General features: G+C 71.4%; 12 protein-coding genes and 1 pseudogene. 6 read left to right on the top strand and 7 right to left on the bottom strand.

Annotation, left to right across the window (positions count from 1 at the left end):
• Positions 1–420: 420 nt before the first annotated feature.
• From ACFC79_RS16385 to ACFC79_RS16375, 3 genes are all read right to left on the bottom strand, one after another.
• Positions 421–1,692 carry a cytochrome P450 gene (locus ACFC79_RS16385; protein WP_376240514.1) on the bottom strand — a complete coding sequence of 424 codons (1,272 nt, stop codon included), beginning with the start codon at positions 1,690–1,692 and terminating at the stop codon, positions 421–423.
• A gap of 352 nt (positions 1,693–2,044) precedes the next feature.
• Positions 2,045–3,049 carry a methyltransferase gene (locus ACFC79_RS16380; protein ID WP_376240653.1) on the bottom strand — a complete coding sequence of 335 codons (1,005 nt, stop codon included), beginning with the start codon at positions 3,047–3,049 and terminating at the stop codon, positions 2,045–2,047.
• 314 nt (positions 3,050–3,363) lie between these two features.
• Complete coding sequence (locus tag ACFC79_RS16375; protein WP_376240511.1) at positions 3,364–4,635, bottom strand: glycosyltransferase; 1,272 nt, start codon at positions 4,633–4,635, stop codon at positions 3,364–3,366.
• A gap of 471 nt (positions 4,636–5,106) precedes the next feature.
• On the opposite strand from ACFC79_RS16375, the gene ACFC79_RS16370 reads away from it, so the two are divergent.
• Positions 5,107–6,018: a hypothetical protein gene (locus tag ACFC79_RS16370; protein ID WP_376240509.1), complete on the top strand. Its 912-nt coding sequence runs from the start codon at positions 5,107–5,109 to the stop codon at positions 6,016–6,018.
• A 227-nt stretch (positions 6,019–6,245) separates the two neighbouring features.
• On the opposite strand, the gene ACFC79_RS16365 is transcribed toward ACFC79_RS16370, so the two are convergent.
• Both ACFC79_RS16365 and ACFC79_RS16360 read right to left on the bottom strand, forming a co-directional pair.
• Entirely contained in the window at positions 6,246–8,357 is a 2,112-nt protein-coding gene (locus tag ACFC79_RS16365) for an MMPL family transporter (RefSeq protein ID WP_376240506.1), read from the bottom strand.
• Positions 8,358–8,628: 271 nt separating this feature from the next.
• Positions 8,629–9,510 (bottom strand): LLM class F420-dependent oxidoreductase, encoded by an 882-nt coding sequence (locus tag ACFC79_RS16360; protein ID WP_376240503.1) that lies wholly within the window; start codon positions 9,508–9,510, stop codon positions 8,629–8,631.
• 472 nt (positions 9,511–9,982) lie between these two features.
• Between ACFC79_RS16360 and ACFC79_RS16355 the strand changes: the two genes are divergently transcribed.
• The gene (locus ACFC79_RS16355; protein WP_376240500.1) at positions 9,983–11,566 is read left to right on the top strand and encodes an FAD-binding oxidoreductase; all 1,584 of its coding nucleotides are present in this window, start codon (positions 9,983–9,985) and stop codon (positions 11,564–11,566) included.
• A gap of 438 nt (positions 11,567–12,004) precedes the next feature.
• Here the strand turns inward: ACFC79_RS16355 and ACFC79_RS16350 are convergent, their stop codons facing one another.
• Positions 12,005–12,553: a TetR/AcrR family transcriptional regulator gene (locus tag ACFC79_RS16350; RefSeq protein WP_376240497.1), complete on the bottom strand. Its 549-nt coding sequence runs from the start codon at positions 12,551–12,553 to the stop codon at positions 12,005–12,007.
• 174 nt (positions 12,554–12,727) lie between these two features.
• Between ACFC79_RS16350 and ACFC79_RS16345 the strand changes: the two genes are divergently transcribed.
• The 4 genes and pseudogenes from ACFC79_RS16345 (at position 12,728) to ACFC79_RS16330 (ending at position 16,621) form a co-directional block, all read left to right on the top strand.
• Complete coding sequence (locus ACFC79_RS16345) at positions 12,728–13,741, top strand: zinc-binding dehydrogenase (protein ID WP_376240495.1); 1,014 nt, start codon at positions 12,728–12,730, stop codon at positions 13,739–13,741.
• Between the two features lie 186 nt (positions 13,742–13,927).
• Positions 13,928–14,257 (top strand): annotated as a pseudogene (locus ACFC79_RS16340) (TetR/AcrR family transcriptional regulator); the annotation flags it as partial.
• A gap of 254 nt (positions 14,258–14,511) precedes the next feature.
• Positions 14,512–15,066, top strand: coding sequence for a YbaK/EbsC family protein (locus ACFC79_RS16335; RefSeq protein WP_376240493.1), 555 nt, complete (start codon positions 14,512–14,514; stop codon positions 15,064–15,066).
• A gap of 310 nt (positions 15,067–15,376) precedes the next feature.
• Complete coding sequence (locus ACFC79_RS16330) at positions 15,377–16,621, top strand: MFS transporter (protein ID WP_376240490.1); 1,245 nt, start codon at positions 15,377–15,379, stop codon at positions 16,619–16,621.
• Positions 16,622–17,260: 639 nt separating this feature from the next.
• On the opposite strand, the gene ACFC79_RS16325 is transcribed toward ACFC79_RS16330, so the two are convergent.
• On the bottom strand, positions 17,261–18,979 hold the full coding sequence (locus ACFC79_RS16325) for an MFS transporter (protein ID WP_376240488.1): 1,719 nt from the start codon (positions 18,977–18,979) through the stop codon (positions 17,261–17,263).
• Positions 18,980–18,984: the final 5 nt, after the last annotated feature.

Raw genomic sequence — 18,984 nt, 5'->3', positions numbered from 1 at the left:
GTCGACTTTCCGAAATCGTCATGGCATGGGGTATTCGGACGCATCTCCGTAAATGCTGTGCGGCGTTCGGAACCCGAGTATGGGAACGGGGCAGTTCCGAGGATGCGCGGGCGACGCGAAGAAGGCAGCCTCGACACGGGCGGGGCTGCCTTCGGGATACGGGGATTCCGGCGCGGGTCCGGCGCGGCCTCGACGCGGGTCCGAGGCGGCCCCGACGCGGGTCCGGTGTGGGGCCGGTGTGGGGCCGGTGTGGGGCCGGCTCCGGTCCGGCGCGGGTCCGTTCGGAGAGGGGGAGGCGGCGGCGCAAGGTGGTTCGGTGCGTACGGGCCGCGCCGGGCCACGGGATGGATGCGGGGCCGGCACACGGGGGTCCCGGGAGGCGGCCAGTGGGGAGACGGGGACGGTGCGTATGGGCGACGGCTACGGAGACGGGGCGGTCCTGGCGACGGGGGCGACGACGGACGTACCGAGAGCGACGGGGAGGGTGTCGAGGCCGCGCACTACCCAGCGGTCGCGGTAGACGGGCGGCTCGACGCAGGCCAGATCCGGGAAGCGGCGGATCAGCCGGGGCAGGGCGATCCCCGCTTCGAGGCGTGCCAGCGGTGCGCCGAGGCAGTAGTGCGCACCCGCGCCGAAACTCAGCGGCTGCCCGGCCGGGCGGTCCGGGTCGAAGCGGCCCGGGTCGGCGTAGCGGCGGGCGTCCCGGTTGGCCGCCGCCAGGACGAGGACGAGTCCGGTGCCGGCCGGTACGGGGGTGCCGAGCAGGTCGGTGTCGGCGGCGGCCCGACGGCTCGTGACGTGCACGGGAGGCTCGTAGCGCAGGATCTCCTCGACATAGGGGTCGGCGAAGTCCCGCTCGGAGCACAGGCGTTGTGCGTACTCGGGATGGTCCAGGGCGAGCAGGACGCCGTGGCCGACGAGAAAGCTGGTCGTCTCGAAACCTGCGGTGAGCAGCACCATCAGGGTGCCCATCAACTCGTCCCGGCTGAGCCTGCCCGGTTCGGTGCCGTGAGTGGCGGCGATGAGGGTGACGAGATCATCGGCCGGGTGGCGGCGACGGTGGTCGACGAGCGAGGCGAAATAGGCGCTCAGATCGTCCATCGCGGCGTCGGCCCGGTGCAGCGCGCCGGGATCGCTGAAACCGTCCGTGGCGACGGCGATGGCCGATGCCATGTCCCGGAACCAGACCTGGTCCTCCTCGGGGAAGCCGAGCATGGTGCTGATGACGGCGACCGGCAACCGTGAGGCGAACTCCGCGACGAGGTCCACGGGGGCGCCACCCGCGCCGAGACCGGCCATGCGGTCGAGCAGACGATCGGTCATCTCCTCGACGACAGTGCGCAGTTCGCGTATCCGTGGCGGGCTGAACGCGAAGCCGACCAGGTTCCGCAGTCGTGTGTGGTCGGGCGGGTTGCTGTAGAGCATGGAGTTGGTGAACGCGCGCAGGGAGGAGTGAGCCCGCCAACCGGGTTTGGCGGCGTCGTAGCTACTGGCGTCCTGGACGTGCAGCCGGGGGTCGCGCAGGGCGCGGGCGCATTCCTCGTAGCCGGTCACGATCAGCCGGCCGGGCTTGAGCCGTGCGATGTTCCCGTGAGCCCTGATCGCCTCGTACAGGGGGTAGGGGTCCTGGCGTCCGTCGGGGGTGCCCAGGGCGGTGAACGTCTCGGTCGGCGACGGGACCGGCCCGGCCATGGAGGTCTCCTCTGAGTGGCGTGCGCGGCTCGTACGGGGTTGCGGTGCGGGGTGGTTGCGAGGTGGTTGTGGGGTGGTTGTGGGGTGGTTGTGGGGTGCTTGCAGTGCAGGCGCTGGGATGCTGCGGTGCGGGTAATTGCGGAGTGCTTGCGGTGCGGGGTGGTTACGGGGTGCGGTGGTTGTGGGGCGCGGTGCCGGGCGGCTGTGTTCGAGTGCGGCTACCGGGCGGTCGTCTTCGGGCAGCGTTGTTCGAACGGCGGCCTCCGGACGCTTGGCCGTGTTCGGACGGCGGCCTCCGGACGGTTGGCCTTCGAGCGGTTGCGTTCATGCTGCTGCGTTCAGGCAGCCTTGCTCAGGCGGCGACAAGTTGGATGATCGCGGACGGGCCCGCGGGGTGGACTGCCACGACCTGGAGCCCGGCCGTCCCGGCCAGCGCGGAGAACTCGGCGATGCCTCGTTCCCCGGCGCCGTAGACGCACAGCATGCGCAGGTCCATTCCGGTGTGCGGGGCATCACCGTCCGGGCCGATCGACTCGATGACGAACACCGAGCCGGTGGGCCCGGCGGCCTCGCGGCAGCGCCGCAGGATGGCGATGGCCGCCTCGTCGTCCCAGTCGTGCAGGATCAGCGAGAGCAGATAGCCGTCGGCGCCCGGGGGCAGCGGGTCGAAGAAGCTGCCCGAGACGGCATCGGCCCGGTCTCCCAGGCCGGACGCGGTGAAGGCCGCTTTCGCCGTACGCGCGGCATCCGGAAGGTCCACCACCGTCCCGCGCAGGCCCGGGTGGGCCCGGAGCAGGGCGGTCAGCAAGGACCCGTCACCACCGCCGACGTCGACGACGTGACCGAGCGAGGCCCAGTCGAAACCGGCGACGACGCCGGGCGCGCGGGACGCGACGTCGTCGCCGAGGAGTTTGTTGAAGGAGGCGGCGCGGTCGGGGTCGGCAGTCAGGTCCTCCCAGTAGGAGCGTCCGTAACGCACCGGGAACGCGGCCTCGCCGGTGCGCACACTGTGCAGCAGCTCGACGAACGACAACTCGCCGCGCCCGCCGTGCTCGATGTCGAACCAGGCCCGGATTCCGGCCGGATGATCGTCACGGAGGGGTTGTCCCAGGGCCGTGAGGGCGTAGCGGCCGGTGGTGTCGTCACGGTCCAGAACGCCGCGCACGACGAGGTAGCGCAGTAGCCGGTCGAGTGCGTCGGGGTGCGCGCCGACCGCCTGCGCGACCTCCCGAGCGGTGTCGCGTCCCTCCACGATGTGGTCGGCGATCCGCAGTGTCGCGGCCACCCGTACGGCCATCGGGGTGCCCAGGCCCGCCATCGACCACAGTGCGGCGGCCGTCCCGTCCTCGTCGCCCAACACGGCATGTCCTCCCTCATGAGCGGGCACGGCCCGGCCCGTGGCCCTCGGGCGTCTCATCGTCGCGCAACAGCGGTGGCGGCCCATCTTCTGGAGTGCGCTACCGGTACGTCTCCCTCCCGGGGCTCCGGTCCCTCCCGGGGCTCCGGAGTGGGAACACCCGACCAAGTGGTCCCGGGGCGGACACCGTCGCTTGCCGGACCTCGGGCCCCACGTCCGAGCCCGGTCCAGGGTCCGGGATCGGTCCAGGGTCCGGGATCGGTCCGGTGCCCGCGGTCCGGCGTGCGGCATGTGTCATCCAGGTTTCGCGTGATCTACGCGGACACGGGTGGTTCCTCCCCATCGACCCCGTCGAGCCCGTCGAGCCCGTCGAGCCCGTCGAGCCCGTCGAGCAGCAGCTTCGCGGCCACCGTTGCCCCGTCGGTGCGGATGGTCTCGGCCACGGCCACCGCTCGTGCGCGTGTCTCCGGCGTCAGGGCCGTCGTGAGTGTGGCGGACAGGGAGTCGACAGTCGGCTTCGGGCCGTCGTGTGCCACGCCGATGCCCAGTTCGGCCACGCGGGCGGCCCAGTACGGCTGGTCCGCGATCTGGGGGACCACCACCTGGGGCGCACCGGCCCGGGCGGCCGTCGTCGTGGTGCCTGCGCCGCCGTGGTGCACGACTGCGGCCACCCGGCGGAACACTGCCTGCTGGTTGACCTCGCCGACGACGAAGCAGTCGTCGGCGTCGTCGATCGGGGCCAGACCCGCCCAGCCGCGGGCGAGAAGTACGCGGCGGCCGCACGCACGGCCCGCTTCGATGGCCACCCGGGCGATGTCCTTCGGGGCGTGCGAAGCCATGCTGCCGAAGCCCACGTATACCGGTGGTGCGCCCGCGTCCAGGAATTCCTCCAGCTTCTTCGGGAGCGGACGGTCGTCGGGCAGGATCCACGCCCCGGTCTGCACGACGTCGAGGTCTGTCATGCCCTGCGACGGCCAGAGCAGCGGGTCCGCCGCCAGCCACGGCCGGTCGGTGAAGACGTGGTCGCGGACGTTGTCCACCGGCAGCAGGCCGATCGCCGCCCGATGGCGGTTGAGCGCCTCGCCGTACAGGGCGTTCACCCGCTGGGCGTCCTGCTTCCACAGGGTCCGGTTGTCCGTCTCGCCCTGTGGTGACTGCTTGCCCGGCCGCCTTCCCGGAGCGAAATGCCGCGACGGCAGTCCGAGGGTGTGGAAACACGCGAGCACGTAGCAGAGGCCGAGCTTCTCGGCGACGTCCCGTGCACCGGCCGGCATCAGGCCGGTCGCCACCAGCGCATCACATCCCTCCGCCGCCGCGGTGAGGGTGTCGAACCGGGCCGCGACCAGCTCGGAGGCGAGTCGGAACGCGTCTTCCGCCGTCGGTGGCCTCGTACCGGCGACCACCGAGTGCACCGTCGGACCGAGCGGCACCAGCGGCACACCGACACGCGCCAGCAGTGCCACGAACTCCTCGTCCGGCGGTGCGCACACCCGTACCTGCGCGCCGTTTTCGCGCAGTGCCACCGCCAGTCCCACCAGCGGTTCGACATCTCCGCGCGATCCCCAAGTCGTCAACAGCACTCGCACTTCGCGGCTCCCATGCCTGCAGATTCCAGCTTTCGGCCGCCGATTTTGCGGCACAACGAGGGTCTTGCCGCAAGCCCCCCAGTGCGCTATACGTTGAGAGAGGCAAGGAGAGCGAGAGCGATGTCCTTGCCTTTTCCTATGCCTCCGCTTCCTACGCCTCCGCTGTCTCCGCTTCCTATGCCTCCGCGCAGCCTCGGCCTCCGCACATCCCGCGCACGTCACTCGCGCGTCCATTGCCTGCGCCGCGTCCTGCGCAGTTCCGCCGTCGCCCCTTCCGCCGCGCCGCCCCTTCCGCCGCGCCGCCCCTTCTGCCGCGGCCTTCTCCGCCGTCGCCACTCCGCCGCATCGGAGGCGGGCCCGACGCCCGGTTCTCGGCCCGGCCGGTTTCGTGCCCGCCCTGTTCCCGGATTGCGGTGATCGGCGTTGACTCTGTCCGTGAACCGGGTTCGAATCGAACAGAAGGGACACGCCATGGCTCCTGCACAGTCCAAGCACTCAGGCCCGCCCGCAGTCGACGGTTCCCCGGAAGACGCCGAGGCCACCGACGGAGGTATGACCCCGTTCGACGACATCTACGACCAGCCGGACCCACGAGCGTACTTCCGTGTGCTGGGGCCCTGGGAGTACCGGACCCCGCACCATGCGCAGGACGTCTTCCGACGTGTGCTCGACGCCTGCGGGAACGCGACGGACGCACCGGGCCCGCCGATGACGGTGCTGGACATCTGCTGCTCGTACGGTTTCAACGCCGCGCTGCTCAACCACCACCTCACCTGGGACGATCTGCACGACCACTACACATCCGCGCGGGCCGCCGCCCTGACCACCGCCGAACTGATCGATTGGGACAGGGAGTTCTACGCAGCCCATCGGCGTCCCGACGCGGTCCCCGTCATCGGGCTCGACGCCGCCCCGCGTGCCATCGCCTACGCTCGCGCGGTGGGTCTGCTGGACGAGGCGTTCGCCGAGAACCTGGAGTCCGGGCCGGCCGGCCCGGACCTGTGCCGGGCCGTACGCCATACCCGTCTGATCACCATCACCGGCGGGACGAGCTTCCTGTCCCCGCGCACCTTCCGGCCGCTCCTGGAGAATGCGCGCGGCCCGGTATGGGTGGCCGCGTTCGCCCTGCGCACGGGCTCCTACCGGCCCATTGCCGACTGTCTGGAGGAGTTCGGCCTGGTGACCGAGAAGGCCACCGGACGTACCTTCGCGCAGCGCCGCTTCACCGGTGCGCAGGAGCAGCGGTACGCGGTCGAGGCGGTCACCGCGGCGGGTGAGGATCCGCGTGGCAAGGAGAGCGACGGGTACTTTCACACCGCGCTGTACCTGTCACGGTCCGCGACGGATGCGGCGCGGGTTCCGCTGTCCGACCTGGTGCGCTGACCGGGCAGAACGCCAACGGATCCGGGCCGGTCAGGACACCCGTGGGCCCTGGCCGGACAGGACACCAACGGACTCGGGCCGGTCAGGACACCCGTAGGCCCTGGCCGGGCAGGAAACCCGCGAACTCGGGCCGGGCACTCCGAGGCACGGGCGCGCTCCGGGTCACGGCGTGTTCCGCCGCGCCCCGGAGCGCGAGATCACCCCGTCATGACGGGGAGCACCGGGCCTCAGACACGTTCCAGGTCTCGCCCCGGCTCGTCCGTGGACGGGGCCTGGGCCGTGGACGGATCCGCGGTGGCCTTGGACAGCACGCCCGGCCACCAGAACCGGCGGCCCAGGTCGAGCGCCAGAGCCGGAACGAGAACGGTACGGACCAGGAACGTGTCGATCAGGATGCCGATGCCGACGACCACACCCATCTGCGCCATGGACACCAGCGGCAGCCCGGCGAAGACGGCGAAGGTCGCGGCAAGCACGAGACCGGCCGAGGTGATCACACCGCCGGTGCTGCTGAGGCCGGTCAGCACGCCCTGCCGGTGGCCGTGCAGGGATGCCTCCTCCTTCACGCGGTGCATGAGGAAGATGTTGTAGTCGATGCCGAGCGCGACGAGGAACACGAAGCCGAGCAACGGGATCGTCCAGTCCACCCCGGAGTAGTCCATGACGTGCTCGAAGTAGAGGTTCGCGGCGCCGAGGGCGGCGAAGTAGGAGACGACCACGGTCGCGAGCAGCAGTACCGGCGCGACGAGGGCCCTCAGCAGCCAGATCAGCACGATCAGCACGACGAGCAGGACGAGCGGGACGACGACCGACAGGTCGCGTTCGGTGGCGAGCTGCTTGTCCAGTGCCTGGGCGGCGGTGCCACCGACCAGAGCGTCGGTGCGTTCGCGCAGGTTCTTGACGGCGTCCTTCGCGGCGTCGCTGTCCGGTGCGCCCGGAAGCACCGCGGACAGCTGGGTGCGGTCGCCGTCCGGGGTGCGGCCGACGACCTTGACGTCGGAGACACCCTTCGTGCCCTCGGCCGCCTTCGTCACCCGGTCCGCGTCCGCCGTCTTCGCGATGATGACCGCCGGGTCGCCCGCGCCGGACGGGAAGTGCGCGGACAGCTTCTCCTGAGCGACGACGGACTCCGACTTGTTCTGGAACCAGCCGGTCTGGGCGAGGCCCATGTCGAGGCCGAAGGCACTGACCGCGAGCACAGCGGTGACGGCCAGCGACAGCAGCCAGGAGCGGCGGGGGTGAGCGGCCACAGAGCTGCCGATGCGCTCCCAGACCGTGCGGGACTTGTGCACCGGGGTGCCGTGGCGCGGCACGAGCGGCCAGAACACCCAGCGTCCGCAGATGACGAGCAGCGCCGGGAGGGCGCTGATCATCGCGAGGAAGCCGCAGATGACGCCGATGACGCCGACCAGGCCCATGGAGCGGGAGGAGTTGATGTCGGCGAAGCCGAGGCAGGCAAGGCCGACCGTGATGGTGCCCGCGGAGGCGAGGATCGCCGGTCCGGAGCGGCGCAGGGCGATCTTCATCGCCTCGTGCCGGTCCTCGTGGCGGTGGAGTTCCTCGCGGTAGCGGGCGATGAGCAGCAGTGCGTAGTCCGTGCCGATGCCGAAGACCAGCACCATGAGGACGCCGGAGCTCTGCGGGTCGACCTGGAGCCCGGCGTACTTGGCGAACAGGTAGGTCCCGGCCTGGGTCAGCACGGAGGCGAACCCGACGGCAAGGACCGGAACCAGCCACAACACCGGGCTGCGGTAGGTGAGCAGCAGCAGGATGATGACGATCAGGCCGGTCGCCATCATCAGAGTGCCGTCGAGCGTGTCGAACACGTTGAACGCGTCCGCCGTGGCGCCTCCCGGGCCGCCGACCTCGGTGTCGAGGCCCGGCGGCGCGTGCGCGGCGGCGACGCTGCGCAGTTCGTCGACCTTCTCGGCGAGTACGGCCTGGTCCTTGCCCGACAGCGGCACGACGAGCATGAGCGCCTTGCCGTCGTCGGAGGCGACGGCCGGCGGCACCTGCTGGCCCTTCACGGCGATCTCCGCGAAGGCGGTGCGGTCGGCGTCGACCTTCTGCCGGACCTCGTCGGTGAGGGCGCCCTCGGTGCTGTACACGGCGACCGCCGGAAGCAGGTCGTCGGTGCGGAACTTCTCCAGCTCCGTGTTGACCTGCGCGGATTCGGCCCCGCGCGGGAGGAAGGCGTTGGCGCTGGTGTCCTGGACTTCGCCCAGCTTGCCCGCCAGTGCGCCGAGCGCCATGGCAGCGATCAGCCAGGCCGCGAGGACCAGCCACTTTCCACGACGGCCGCCGGGTACGGCGACCCCTCGATCGAGCCACGCTCGCATGGGGGAACTCTCCTTATGCATGGGGACGTTGTGCACCCCCACGGTGATGTGCGGGGGCAGGCAGTGCTTCATCGTCCCGAGCGTTCATTCACGCGGACAACTTCCAGATTGCGCGGTTCCCGGCATGCGTCAGTGCCCGTGGAAACGTCGCTCCACGGGCACTGACACATGCCGCAACCACGGCTGGATACGACGACCGGCCGGAAGGGGGGTGCGGCCGGGCGCCGGCGTGGTCCGGCACAAAAGGGGTCGGACACGGCGATCGGTGGCGCTACGCGTCGGCCACCGCGGGAATCACCTTCTCGCCGATGATCTCGACCTGTCGCAGGGGCTCGGGACCCGAGAGGATGCCTATCGCAGTCCGGATGCCGAGGCCCGACAATTGCCTCAGCAGCGCGGCGAGTTCATCGGCCTTGGCACCGTCGCCGATGACGTCGACGGGGAGGATGACGGTCTTCTCGATGGCGTCGTAGTCACGGCCCTCGGTGTCGCAGTGCCTGCGCAGCACGTCCAACTTGTCGGCCAGGTCGGGCGACGGAAAGAGGTTGCAGGCGTCGGCGTAGCGGGCGACGAGGCGCAGGGTCTTCTGCTCTCCGCCGCCTCCGATGAGGATCGGCGGATGCGGGCGGGTCAGGCTCTGCGGAACGTTCAACGGACGTTCCAGGCGGTAGTGCTCGCCCTCGAAGGGCTGCTCGTCGCCCCGCTCGCCGTGCCACAGACGCAGGCAGATCCGGATGGCCTCCTCGACCCGCTCGAAACGCTCCGCCGTCGAGGGGTACGCGATCCCCATGCCGACGGCCTCGTCCTCGTACCAGCCGGCGCCGATGCCCAGCATCGCCCTGCCGCCGGACAGCACGTCGAGCGTGGTCACCATCTTGGCCAGCACGGCCGGTTCACGGAAGTGGACCCCGGCCACGATCGGGGCGAGCAGCACACGCTTCGTGTGCGCGGCGATGACGCCGAGCGTGGTGAAGCATTCGAGCACCGGCTGCTCGGGGCCGCCTGCGTGGGGTCCCTGCCAGAGATGGTCGCCGACCCCGATGAGGGAGAAACCGGCGTCGTCGGCGGTGCGGGCTATTCCGGCGACCGTCTCGCCCATCCGGGCGGGACCGCCCTCCCACGCGAACTCTCCAAGTTCCAAGCCAACCTTCACGCCACGCCTCCTGTACTCGGTCATCGGTCCGGTGCCGAGTACCACCGTGAACCAGCAGGACTCGGGGGATGCGGTTGTGATGGTGGCACTCGGGGCCTTCGCCGGTCCTCTCCTGGATTGCGGTGTTCCCGCGCCGACGCGGACCCCGTACACCGTCCGTGCCCGGCGCCGTCCGTGCCCGGCGCCGTCCCGGGCAGCACAACACATCACGGGCGCCGGGCACCCGGCGCCCGTGACGCCCGGTGCACACGATCCGCGCTACACAGCACGCGGGGAGAAGACATCGGGTTCGTCCCGAAGGCAGGCTTCTCCACATCGCGTCGATGCCGGCTGGAACACGGACACGGCATCGGTCACACCCGCCGCCCGCACCGACGACCACACCCACACCCACACCCACACTCATGACCACGACCACGACCACGACCAATCGAACTGTGGCGTCGCCGCCACATGCCCTGGAGGTAGCAACGTGACCGCTGTGGAGTTCCGGGAATCCCAGGCCGGGCGAACTGCCGGAAACGGCAGCGCCGACGATGCCGACCAGGCGTACGCCGGGGTGGTCGGCGCGTCCGTCATCGCCTCGGACGACCCGAGGTACGAGAGCCTGCGGCGGGGCAGCAACCACCGGTTCGTCGGCAACCTCGACTACGTGTGCGTGGTGAACACCACCGATCAGGTCGTCGACGCCGTGAACAGGGCTGTCGCCGAGGGTCGGCGGATGACCGTGCGCAGCGGCGGGCACGGGTTCGAGGGGGCCGCGTCCACGGACGGTGGTGTGCTGCTGGACATGTCGGAGATGACCCGGGTGTTCTTCGACCCCGCCCGGCGCGCGTTCGCGATCGAGGCCGGTGCGACGCTCGGCCACGTCTACCGCGTGCTGTTCAAGGGCTGGAACGTGACGCTCCCGGCGGGCGAGTGCACCGAGGTCGGTGTGGGCGGGCACTTCGTCGGCGGAGGCTTCGGCCCGCTGTCGCGGCGGCTCGGCTCGGTCGTCGACTACATCAGCGCCGTGGAGGTCGTGGTCGTCGACGAGGACGGCCGAGCCCGTGCTGTCGTCGCCACCGACGACCCCTCCGACCCGCACCATGACCTGTGGTGGGCGCACACCGGCGCGGGCGGCGGGAGCTTCGGCGTCGTCACCCGTTACTGGGTCCGCTCCCCCGGTGCCACCTCCTCGGACCCGGCCGAACTGCTGCCGAAGGCGCCGGGCACCTGGCGCACCGTGAACCTGGCGTGGCCGTGGGACCAGGTCTCCGAGCAGGACTTCGCCCGGATCGTCGGCAACGTCGGCGACTGGTTCGAACGCAACAGCGCACCCGGCGCGCCGGGCGCCCAGATCATGGCGTTCTTCTACGCGTCGCACCGCGACGCCGGCATCCTGTCGATCGGCGCCATGGTCGACGAGGCCGTCCCGGGCGGGGCGGACGTGATCCAGGGGTACTTCGACGCGGTGTGCGAGGGTGTCGGCATCGAGCCGATGCGCCACGAGTCGGTCAAGCCCTGGCTGTACTTCTCCGCCTATCCGAACTACGGCGACATCGGCAGCCAGGACGTGCGCCGCATCAAGATCAAGGCGGCGTACCTGCGCAAGGGCTACAAGCGGGAGCAGTTGGCGACGGTCTACCGCCACCTGACGACGGGGGGCGAGCACAACCCGTACCACTTCATCCTGATCGGGTACGGCGGCCGGGTGAACACGGTCGACTCCGACGCGACGGCGATCGCGCAGCGCGACTCGATCATGAAGGCGGCCTTCATGGGGGCCTGGGCGAACGAGGCCGAGGACGCCACCCACATCGGCAAGCTGCGGAAGTTCTACGGCGACGTGTACGCGGAGACCGGGGGCGTCCCCGTGCCCAATGAGATCAACGACGGCTCATACATCAACTACCCCGACGCCGACCTCGCCGACTCGCGGTGGAACACCTCCGGAGTTCCCTGGTACACGCTGTACTACAAGGAGAACTACGCGCGCTTGCAGCAGGTCAAGAGGCGCTACGACCCGCGCGACGAGTTCCATCACAAACTGTCGATCAAGCTGCCCTCCGAGTGACCGGGGCGGGGGCGACCGGCCGGACGCACGGCGGTGGGGACGGCTGTGCGAGGTACCCGGTCGGTCCCGCCGCACGCTCCGGGCCGACCGTTTCCCCGGGAATTCGAAGGGGGTGAAAATTCCGTGTCCGGTCCCGCCGCGTGAGCGGACGGGGCCGGACTTCGTATGTCCGGGGACCCGCACACGCCCGGCCGGTACGTCCTCCGCGCGTACCCCACGTGCGAGAACGACCCTTCGCCCGACGATCGCACGCACCGGACGTCGCACGCACCAAATGCCTCACGGGCGGCCAGGTGACAGCCGGCCCGACGGGCGGGCGGGCGGGCGGCCGACAAACGGGCAGTCGACGCACCGACGACGGCAATCAGACCGCTTCGGGACCGCTTCGGGCCGGGTCACCCGCTTCGGGCCGGGTCGGGAGCCGATCCCGGGACCGGGTCAGGTGCCGGCCGGAGGCCGCGGGAGCGCGCCGGTGAGGGCGAGGGCGACGAGTCGCGCGGCGAGGTTCTCGTCGAGCGGGGCGCCGCTGATGAGCGCGCGGGTGAACAGGGCGCCGCTGATGATCTCGACGACGAGGCCGGGGTCCGTGTCCGGTGCGAGTTCGCCGCGCTCGATGCCCCGGCGGACCATGACGGCGCCGCGTTCGAGGCGCTCGGTCCAGTAGGGGAGGCGGCTGTCCGGCAGGGTGTCGTCGCGTTCGGCGCTCAGCCGGAGCAGCGCCTCGCCCTGCGCCGTCGCGAGCAGCCGCGCCAGCATGCCGAAGTAGGCGGTGAGGTCGTCGTGGACGTGTCCGGTGTCCGGCACCGGCATCGCCGCGTCGACCTGCTCGGTCAGCGCTTCCAGGATCAGCTTCTCGCGGGTCCCCCACCGTCGGTAGACGGAGGTCTCGTGGACACCGGCGGCGCGGGCGACGGCACCGACGGTGGTACCGGCGAGCCCGCGTTCCGTCAGGACGTCCACGGTGGCGGCGAGAACGGCGGAGTGCATGCGGGCCCCTCGGCGGCGCAAGGGCGGTGCGTTCTGGTCGGACGAGGCCATGGCTCCACCCTAACGCAGGGCCACTTGCTTTACTCGGAGAGCGGGCGTAGGTTCCATTGCAAGGCGACTTGCGTTAAGGGGCTCGCGGCCCCGGGGTCGCTGCCGCGTCAAGGAGGCCATGTCATGGAGCAGATGCTCGCCGCCCGGCTGCACATACCCAGCCGCACGCTGCGGATCGAGGAGGTGGCGCAGCCGACACCCGGCCCCGGCCAGGTCCTGGTGAAGGTGGAGGCTGCGGGCGTCTGCCTGTCGGACGTCCACCTGATCGACGGCACCCTCACACCGCTGCTGCTGCGCGGCGACACGGTCACCCTGGGCCACGAGGTGTCCGGCACCATCGCGGAGACCGGTCCGGGTGTCACCCGCTGGACCCCGGGTCAGCGGGTCGTGCTGTACGCCGGCGAGGTCCGCGACGGCGTCACGTACACCCGCGGCGTGGACTACGACGGCGGCTGGGCCGAGTACGCACTCTCCGCCGAGGACGCCCTCACGGAACTGCCCGCGGCCATCCCCTTCGACCAGGGCGCGATCATCCCGGACGCGGTCTCCACACCGTGGGGCGCGATCACCGACACGGGTGCCGTGAAGCCCGCCGAGGCCGTTGGTGTCTGGGGCGTCGGCGGACTCGGGGTCCACGCCGTCCAGTTGCTGCGGGCCATCGGCGCGTGCCCCGTCATCGCGATCGATCCCAACCCCACCGCGCGCGAGCGCGCCCTGGCCCAGGGCGCCGACCTGGCGCTCGACCCCGCCGACCCGGCTCTGCGCGAGCGGATCGGCGGCGCGACCGGTGGGACCGGTCTCGCCGCCGCCTTCGACTTCGCCGGCGTCCCGGCCGTCCGCGAGCAGGCACTGTCGGTGCTCGCTCCCAAGGGCCGGCTGGTTCTCGTGGGCCTGACCGACAAGCCGCTGACCATCACCGACGGCACCCGTTTCAGCTACCTCCAGCAGCAGATCCTCGGCCACTACGGCTCGGACATGCCGGTCGCGCTGCCGCAGCTGCTGTCCCTGCTCCAGGGCGGCCGACTGGACTTCTCCGGGTCGATCAGCGGTGAACTCCCGCTGGCGAAGGCCGCCGAGGCGGTGGAGCGGCTGGAGAGCAGGACCGGCGACCCGATCCGGTTGATCCTGCGCCCCTGACCGGGTGCCGGTGGCACGGGCCCGTGCCACCGGCGCATCGGCATCACATACACACCAAGTCCCGCGCCCCGGGACGATCCGACAGAAACGCCCTCATACGCCGGTCGCGGCTCGCGCGCTGACGCGGTGTCATTCATCGAGGGCGAGTCGGGCCAGGCAGCGGCACCGACGAGCTCGGGCCCGGTGGTGTCGCCGCCGACCGGGCCACCCCCTGGGCTGCGGGAGCGGAAGAAACGGGCCACGCGCGAGGCGCTGCGCGAGGCGGCCCTGTGCCCGGCCGTGGAGCGCGGACCGGACCAGGTGCGAGTCGAGGACATCGCCGAGGCGGCCGGGGTCTCGCCGCGCACCTACAACAACTACTTCGCCGGCCGCGAGCTGGCGATCGTCTCCGCCGTCACCGCGGACCGGGAGGCACGTATCGCGGCGGCGTTCGCGGCCCGGCCGACAGGAGTGCGCCTTGCCGACGCCGTCACCGAAGCAGTGGTCGAGCAGTACACGAACACCGGTGAGCGCGAAACCGGGACGGCCGACTCCGAGCCGTGGAGCAGAGCCCCCGCGCACACACAAGGCTGCCGGACACCCCGCGAGCTCGCCGCGCCCCGACGCGGCAAGGCCGGAATCGGCACTCCGGGCCGTGTTCCCCGGTTCATCCCCCGGCGGACAACCACACCGTCCGCCCGACGACAGCCGGATGATGACGACCGTCTCCGCGCCGGCCGGACGGTGAGACGGCTCTGCGCTCGGGCCGGGCTCGTTGTTAGCGTGCGGCCATGCGCGCACCCATCGGAAACTTCGAGACCGCGACCCCGGCCCCTGACTGCCTGGACGAACTGACCGCCCCGGTGGCCGACGCCGTACGGAACTGGCAGGCCGACATCCCCGCCGACCAGGTCCTCTACGTCGACACCGACCCGCGCTGGGCCGACACCGCCGTCTTCCTGGAGCACTACGGCAGCGACCTGACCGAGCGGTCGGCGAACTGCGTGGTGGTCGCCGGCAAGCGTGGCGGCGAGACCACGCTCGCCGCGTGCCTGGTCCTGTCCACCACCCGCGTCGACGTCAACGGCGTGGCCCGTCGCCAACTTGGCGCCCGCAAGGCATCGTTCGCCCCGATGGAGACGGCGACGGGCGAGGCCGGCATGGAGCACGGCGGCGTCACCCCCATCGGATTGCCCGCCGAATGGCCCCTGTTGGTGGACGCGGCCGTCGTCGGCCTGCCCTACGTCCTGGTCGGCAGCGGTCGGCGGCGCGGCAAACTGCTGGTGCCGGGCAAGGTGTTCGCCGAGCTGCCGGGCGCGGTCGTGCTGGAGGGTCTGGGCGTCTGACCGCGGCGTGAGGTGGTGGGCGAGGCCGAATACGGGTCTCGCCCCGCCCGGCGCAGACGCCGGATCGGCAGACGCCGGATCGGCGTGCGCCGGGTCGATCACGACACCGACCCCGGCCGACGCGAAGGGGCCCGACGTGACCCTCGTGCCGTATCGAGCAACGTTTGCCGGGCGGCTTTCCGATGAGTGCAGACGGGGGTGCGGCCGCATGTGCACGTGCGGCCGCGCGGGCGTGCCGAGCATCGTCCGGCATCTGCTGATGGATCGTCACTGGCTCTCGACCAAGTCGAGGGTCCTATGGTCGGCGGCCATGGCATCACTTGGCACCACGGAACCCGTTGTCTCCCCTCCCCCGCGAACAGCTCTTCCCCGGCCGTATCGCCTATGGCTCGCGGGGACCCAAGCCTCTCTGCTCGGTGACGCAGCCCTCTACTTCGCCCTCGGCTGGGCGGCAGGCGCCCACGGCGGTCAGATGGCCGCTCTGGTGCTGACCGCGATCACACTGCCGCGGACCGTGCTCCTGTTGCTGGGCGGGGCGGTGGGTGACCGCTTCGGCGCGCGCCGTGTGATGATCACCGGCGATGTGGCGATGCTCGTGGCTGTACTCGCCCTGGCCGTGGCGGCCCGAGTCTGGGGGACGCCGCCATGGCTGCTGCTCGGGTTCGCCGTTGTGATCGGAACCGTCGATGCGTTCTGTCTCCCGGCGACGGGATCCATGCCGCGTCGCCTGGTGAGCAAGGAACAACTGCCCCGGGCGATGGCCCTGCGGCAGGCCGGTGGCCAGGTGGCCTCCCTGCTCGGGGCCCCACTGGGGGCGGTGCTGGTGGCGACGGCGGGCCTGAGCGGGGCGGCCCTGGTCGACGCGGGCAGCTTCGCCGCCGTCCTTGCCGTCATGGTGTGGGTGCGTCCGGCGGCCGAGGCGGAGCGGCCCGCTCGCGCGGAGCGCCTGCTTGCGGGGATCGCCGACGGGGTGAAGCTCGCGGCCACGGATCCCGTCCTCCGGCCCGCCCTGCTGCTGACGGCGGCGGCTGCGGCGGGGCTGTTGCCGGCGGTTTCCCTGCTCAGCCCGCTGCTGGCTCGTTCCAACGGCTGGGGGCCGGGAGCGGCGGGCCTGGTCGCCGCAGGGCAGGGTGTCGGAATACTCCTGGCCGCGCTGCTGGCCGCCCGCCTGGGCCCCATGCGCCGGATCGGCGTGGGCACGAGCCTGGGCCTGGCGCTCGCCGCGGTGGGACTCGCCGGACTCGCGGCGGCTCCGGCCCCTGCCGCAGCCGTTGCCGCGGCAGCGGTCGTCGGCGCGGGATCGGGCATGTTCGCGTGTCACGTGGGCCCGCTGGTCCTGGCCGGTGCCCCGGACACGCACCTGGCCCGGGTCCAGTCGCTGCTGACGCTCGTTCAGAGCTTGGCGCTGGTGGTGGCGAACAACGTGCTGGGCTGGCTCGCGAACGCGGCCGGCACCAGGAGTGCGATCGTGCTGTGCGCTGTCCTCGGCTGCGTCGCCGCAGTCACCGGTTTGGCCTCGACATCTCTGCGGGGGCGGCGTCGGGACGGGGCGTAGACCGGGCATCGAGGAAGGGCGAGGTCGGCGGCACGGCCGCCTCGCCCTCGTCGTCCCGGTCGGCGAGCATCCGGGTCCGGTTCGTCGGCCTCGGGCCGGCGCCGCAGCGGCCATGTCCCCGGCCCCGACGTCGTCGTAGCGGATGGTGCGCGAGCCCGGGACGCGGTGGTGTCGCTGTTGAGACCTGTCGCAACAGCGACACCAGGATGCCGTGACAGCCCTTCCGGCTCTGCCGGATTCTTTCGGACAACGTGTGACCAGTCGTGTCGAAAGAAGGGTTGGAAAGAATGAGACGTGCCCGCCTCTTGGCGGCGGCGCCTACCGCTTTGCTGCTGACCGCGGGTGCCGTGGCGCCGGTCTGCGCCGATTCACCGGCAGCTCGGGAAGTGTGATCACGAAGCGGGTCCGTGCGGCGTCGTCCCGTGCCGCCTTCCGCGGCACCGCCCCACCTCCCCTCGGTACGTCGCGCTCTTCGCCCGATCGCGCCCCCTCCGGCCTTCTCCGCAAGCAGGCACCCGAATCCCTCGGGCAGCTGACTCCCGCTGCTCCCGGAAGTGACCGCAAGGGCCCCCGACCGGTGCGCTCACTGGGCGTGTCACCGGTCGGGGGCCCTTGGTCGGCGAATGCAGCCGGGGCCGGTCACGCCCGGCCGGGCGCTCCCACCCCTTCGCTGCCCTGGGAGCCGGTGTCCTGGGAGCCGGTGTCCTGGGAGCCGGTGTCCTGGGAGCCGGTGCCCCGGGAGCCGCTGTCCTGGGAGCCGGTGCCCCGGGACATGGCGTCCTGCGATGCGGTGTCCTGCGGCGCGGCGGCCTCGCCCGGCTCCGTGTCCTGCTCCGCCTGGCCGATCGGCGGCACGTGCTTCAGCAGCAGCACGAAGGCGATGCCGGCCGCGGCGATCAGGACCGCGCCGACGGCCGTCACGCTGTGCAGTCCGGCCGTGAACGCCTCTCGGACCGGGTCCGACAAGGTGGCGGCGACCTTGTCGGGGAGGTTCGCCGCCGCGCCCGAGGCTCCGGCCACACTGTCGCGGACCGCGTCGGCCGCCGCGGCGGGAATCCCCGCCGGCACCGTGTCGGCGATCTCGTTCCGGTAGACGGCGAGCCCCAGGGTGCCCAGTGTCGCGACCCCGAGGGCGGCGCCGAACTCGTTGCCCAGCTGCGACATCGAACCGGCCGATCCCGCCTTCTCCGGCGGGACGACCTCGACGACCAGGTTGGTGCCGAGCGCCACCACCGGGGTACCGAAGAACGAGAAGAGGGCGAAGCCCGCGATCAGCACGGCCGTCCCGGACCCGGTACCCATGTTCGCGAACACCAGCAGCACCGCGACCACACCGACCAGTCCGCCGCCGACCACGTAGGCGGGACGGATCCTGCGCGCCAGGATCGGCGTCACCATGAAGCCCACGGTGGCCAGGACCATGCTCGGCATCAGGCCGAGTGCCGCCTTGAGCGGGGACATCCCCTGCACCGACTGGAAGTACTGGGTCATCAGGAGCATGACCGTGCCACCGACCACGCTGTTGGCGAGCATGCCGACGAGCGCCGCGCTGAACCGGCTGTGCGCGAAGAGACCGACGTCGAGCAGCGGTTCGCTGAGCGAGCGCTGGCGGCGGACGAACGCCACCCCGAGTGCCAGGCCGACGACCAGGGAGATCACCGGAACCGGCTCCCAGCCGTTGCGGGCCAGCTCCTTGATGCCGTAGATGACGGGCACGCTGGAGCCGAGGGTGAGCACGACGCTGAGGGGGTCGAGCCTGCCCGCGTCCTCGTTGCGGTACTCCGGCAGCAGCTTCGGACCGGCCACGAGCAGCAGCACCATGGCGGGCACACCGAGCAGGAACACCGACCCCCACCAGAAGTGCTCAAGCATCACACCGCCGATGATCGGGCCGATGATGGCGCCCAGCGGGAAGAGGCTGGCCCAGAGGCTGATCGCCATCGCCCGCTGCTTGGGGTCCTTGAAGAGGCTGCTGATCAGCGCGAGCGTCGACGGCGTCAGCGTCGCACCGGCGATGCCCAGCGCGACGCGCGCGGTGATCAGCATGGCGGGACTCGTGGCGAACGCGGCGAGCACCGAGGCCGCGCCGAAGGCGGCGGCACCGATGAGGAGCAGTTTGCGGCGGCCGATGCGGTCGCCGAGGGTGCCCATGGTGACCAGGAAACCGACGACCATGAAGCCGTAGATATCCATGATCCACAGCTGCTGGGTGCTGTCCGCGTGGAGGTCCACCGCCAGATGCGGCAGCGCCAGCAGCAGTACGAAGACGTCGAGGGCCACGAGCAGGGTGGGCAGGGAGAGGACCGCGAGCCCCAGCCACTCCTTCCGCCCGGCCCTGGGCGGATCGGCAACAGTCATGCTTC

This window comes from Streptomyces sp. NPDC056061, from assembly GCF_042266885.1.
Classification (GTDB): domain Bacteria; phylum Actinomycetota; class Actinomycetes; order Streptomycetales; family Streptomycetaceae; genus Streptomyces.
This window is presented reverse-complemented; position numbering and strand designations above follow the sequence as displayed.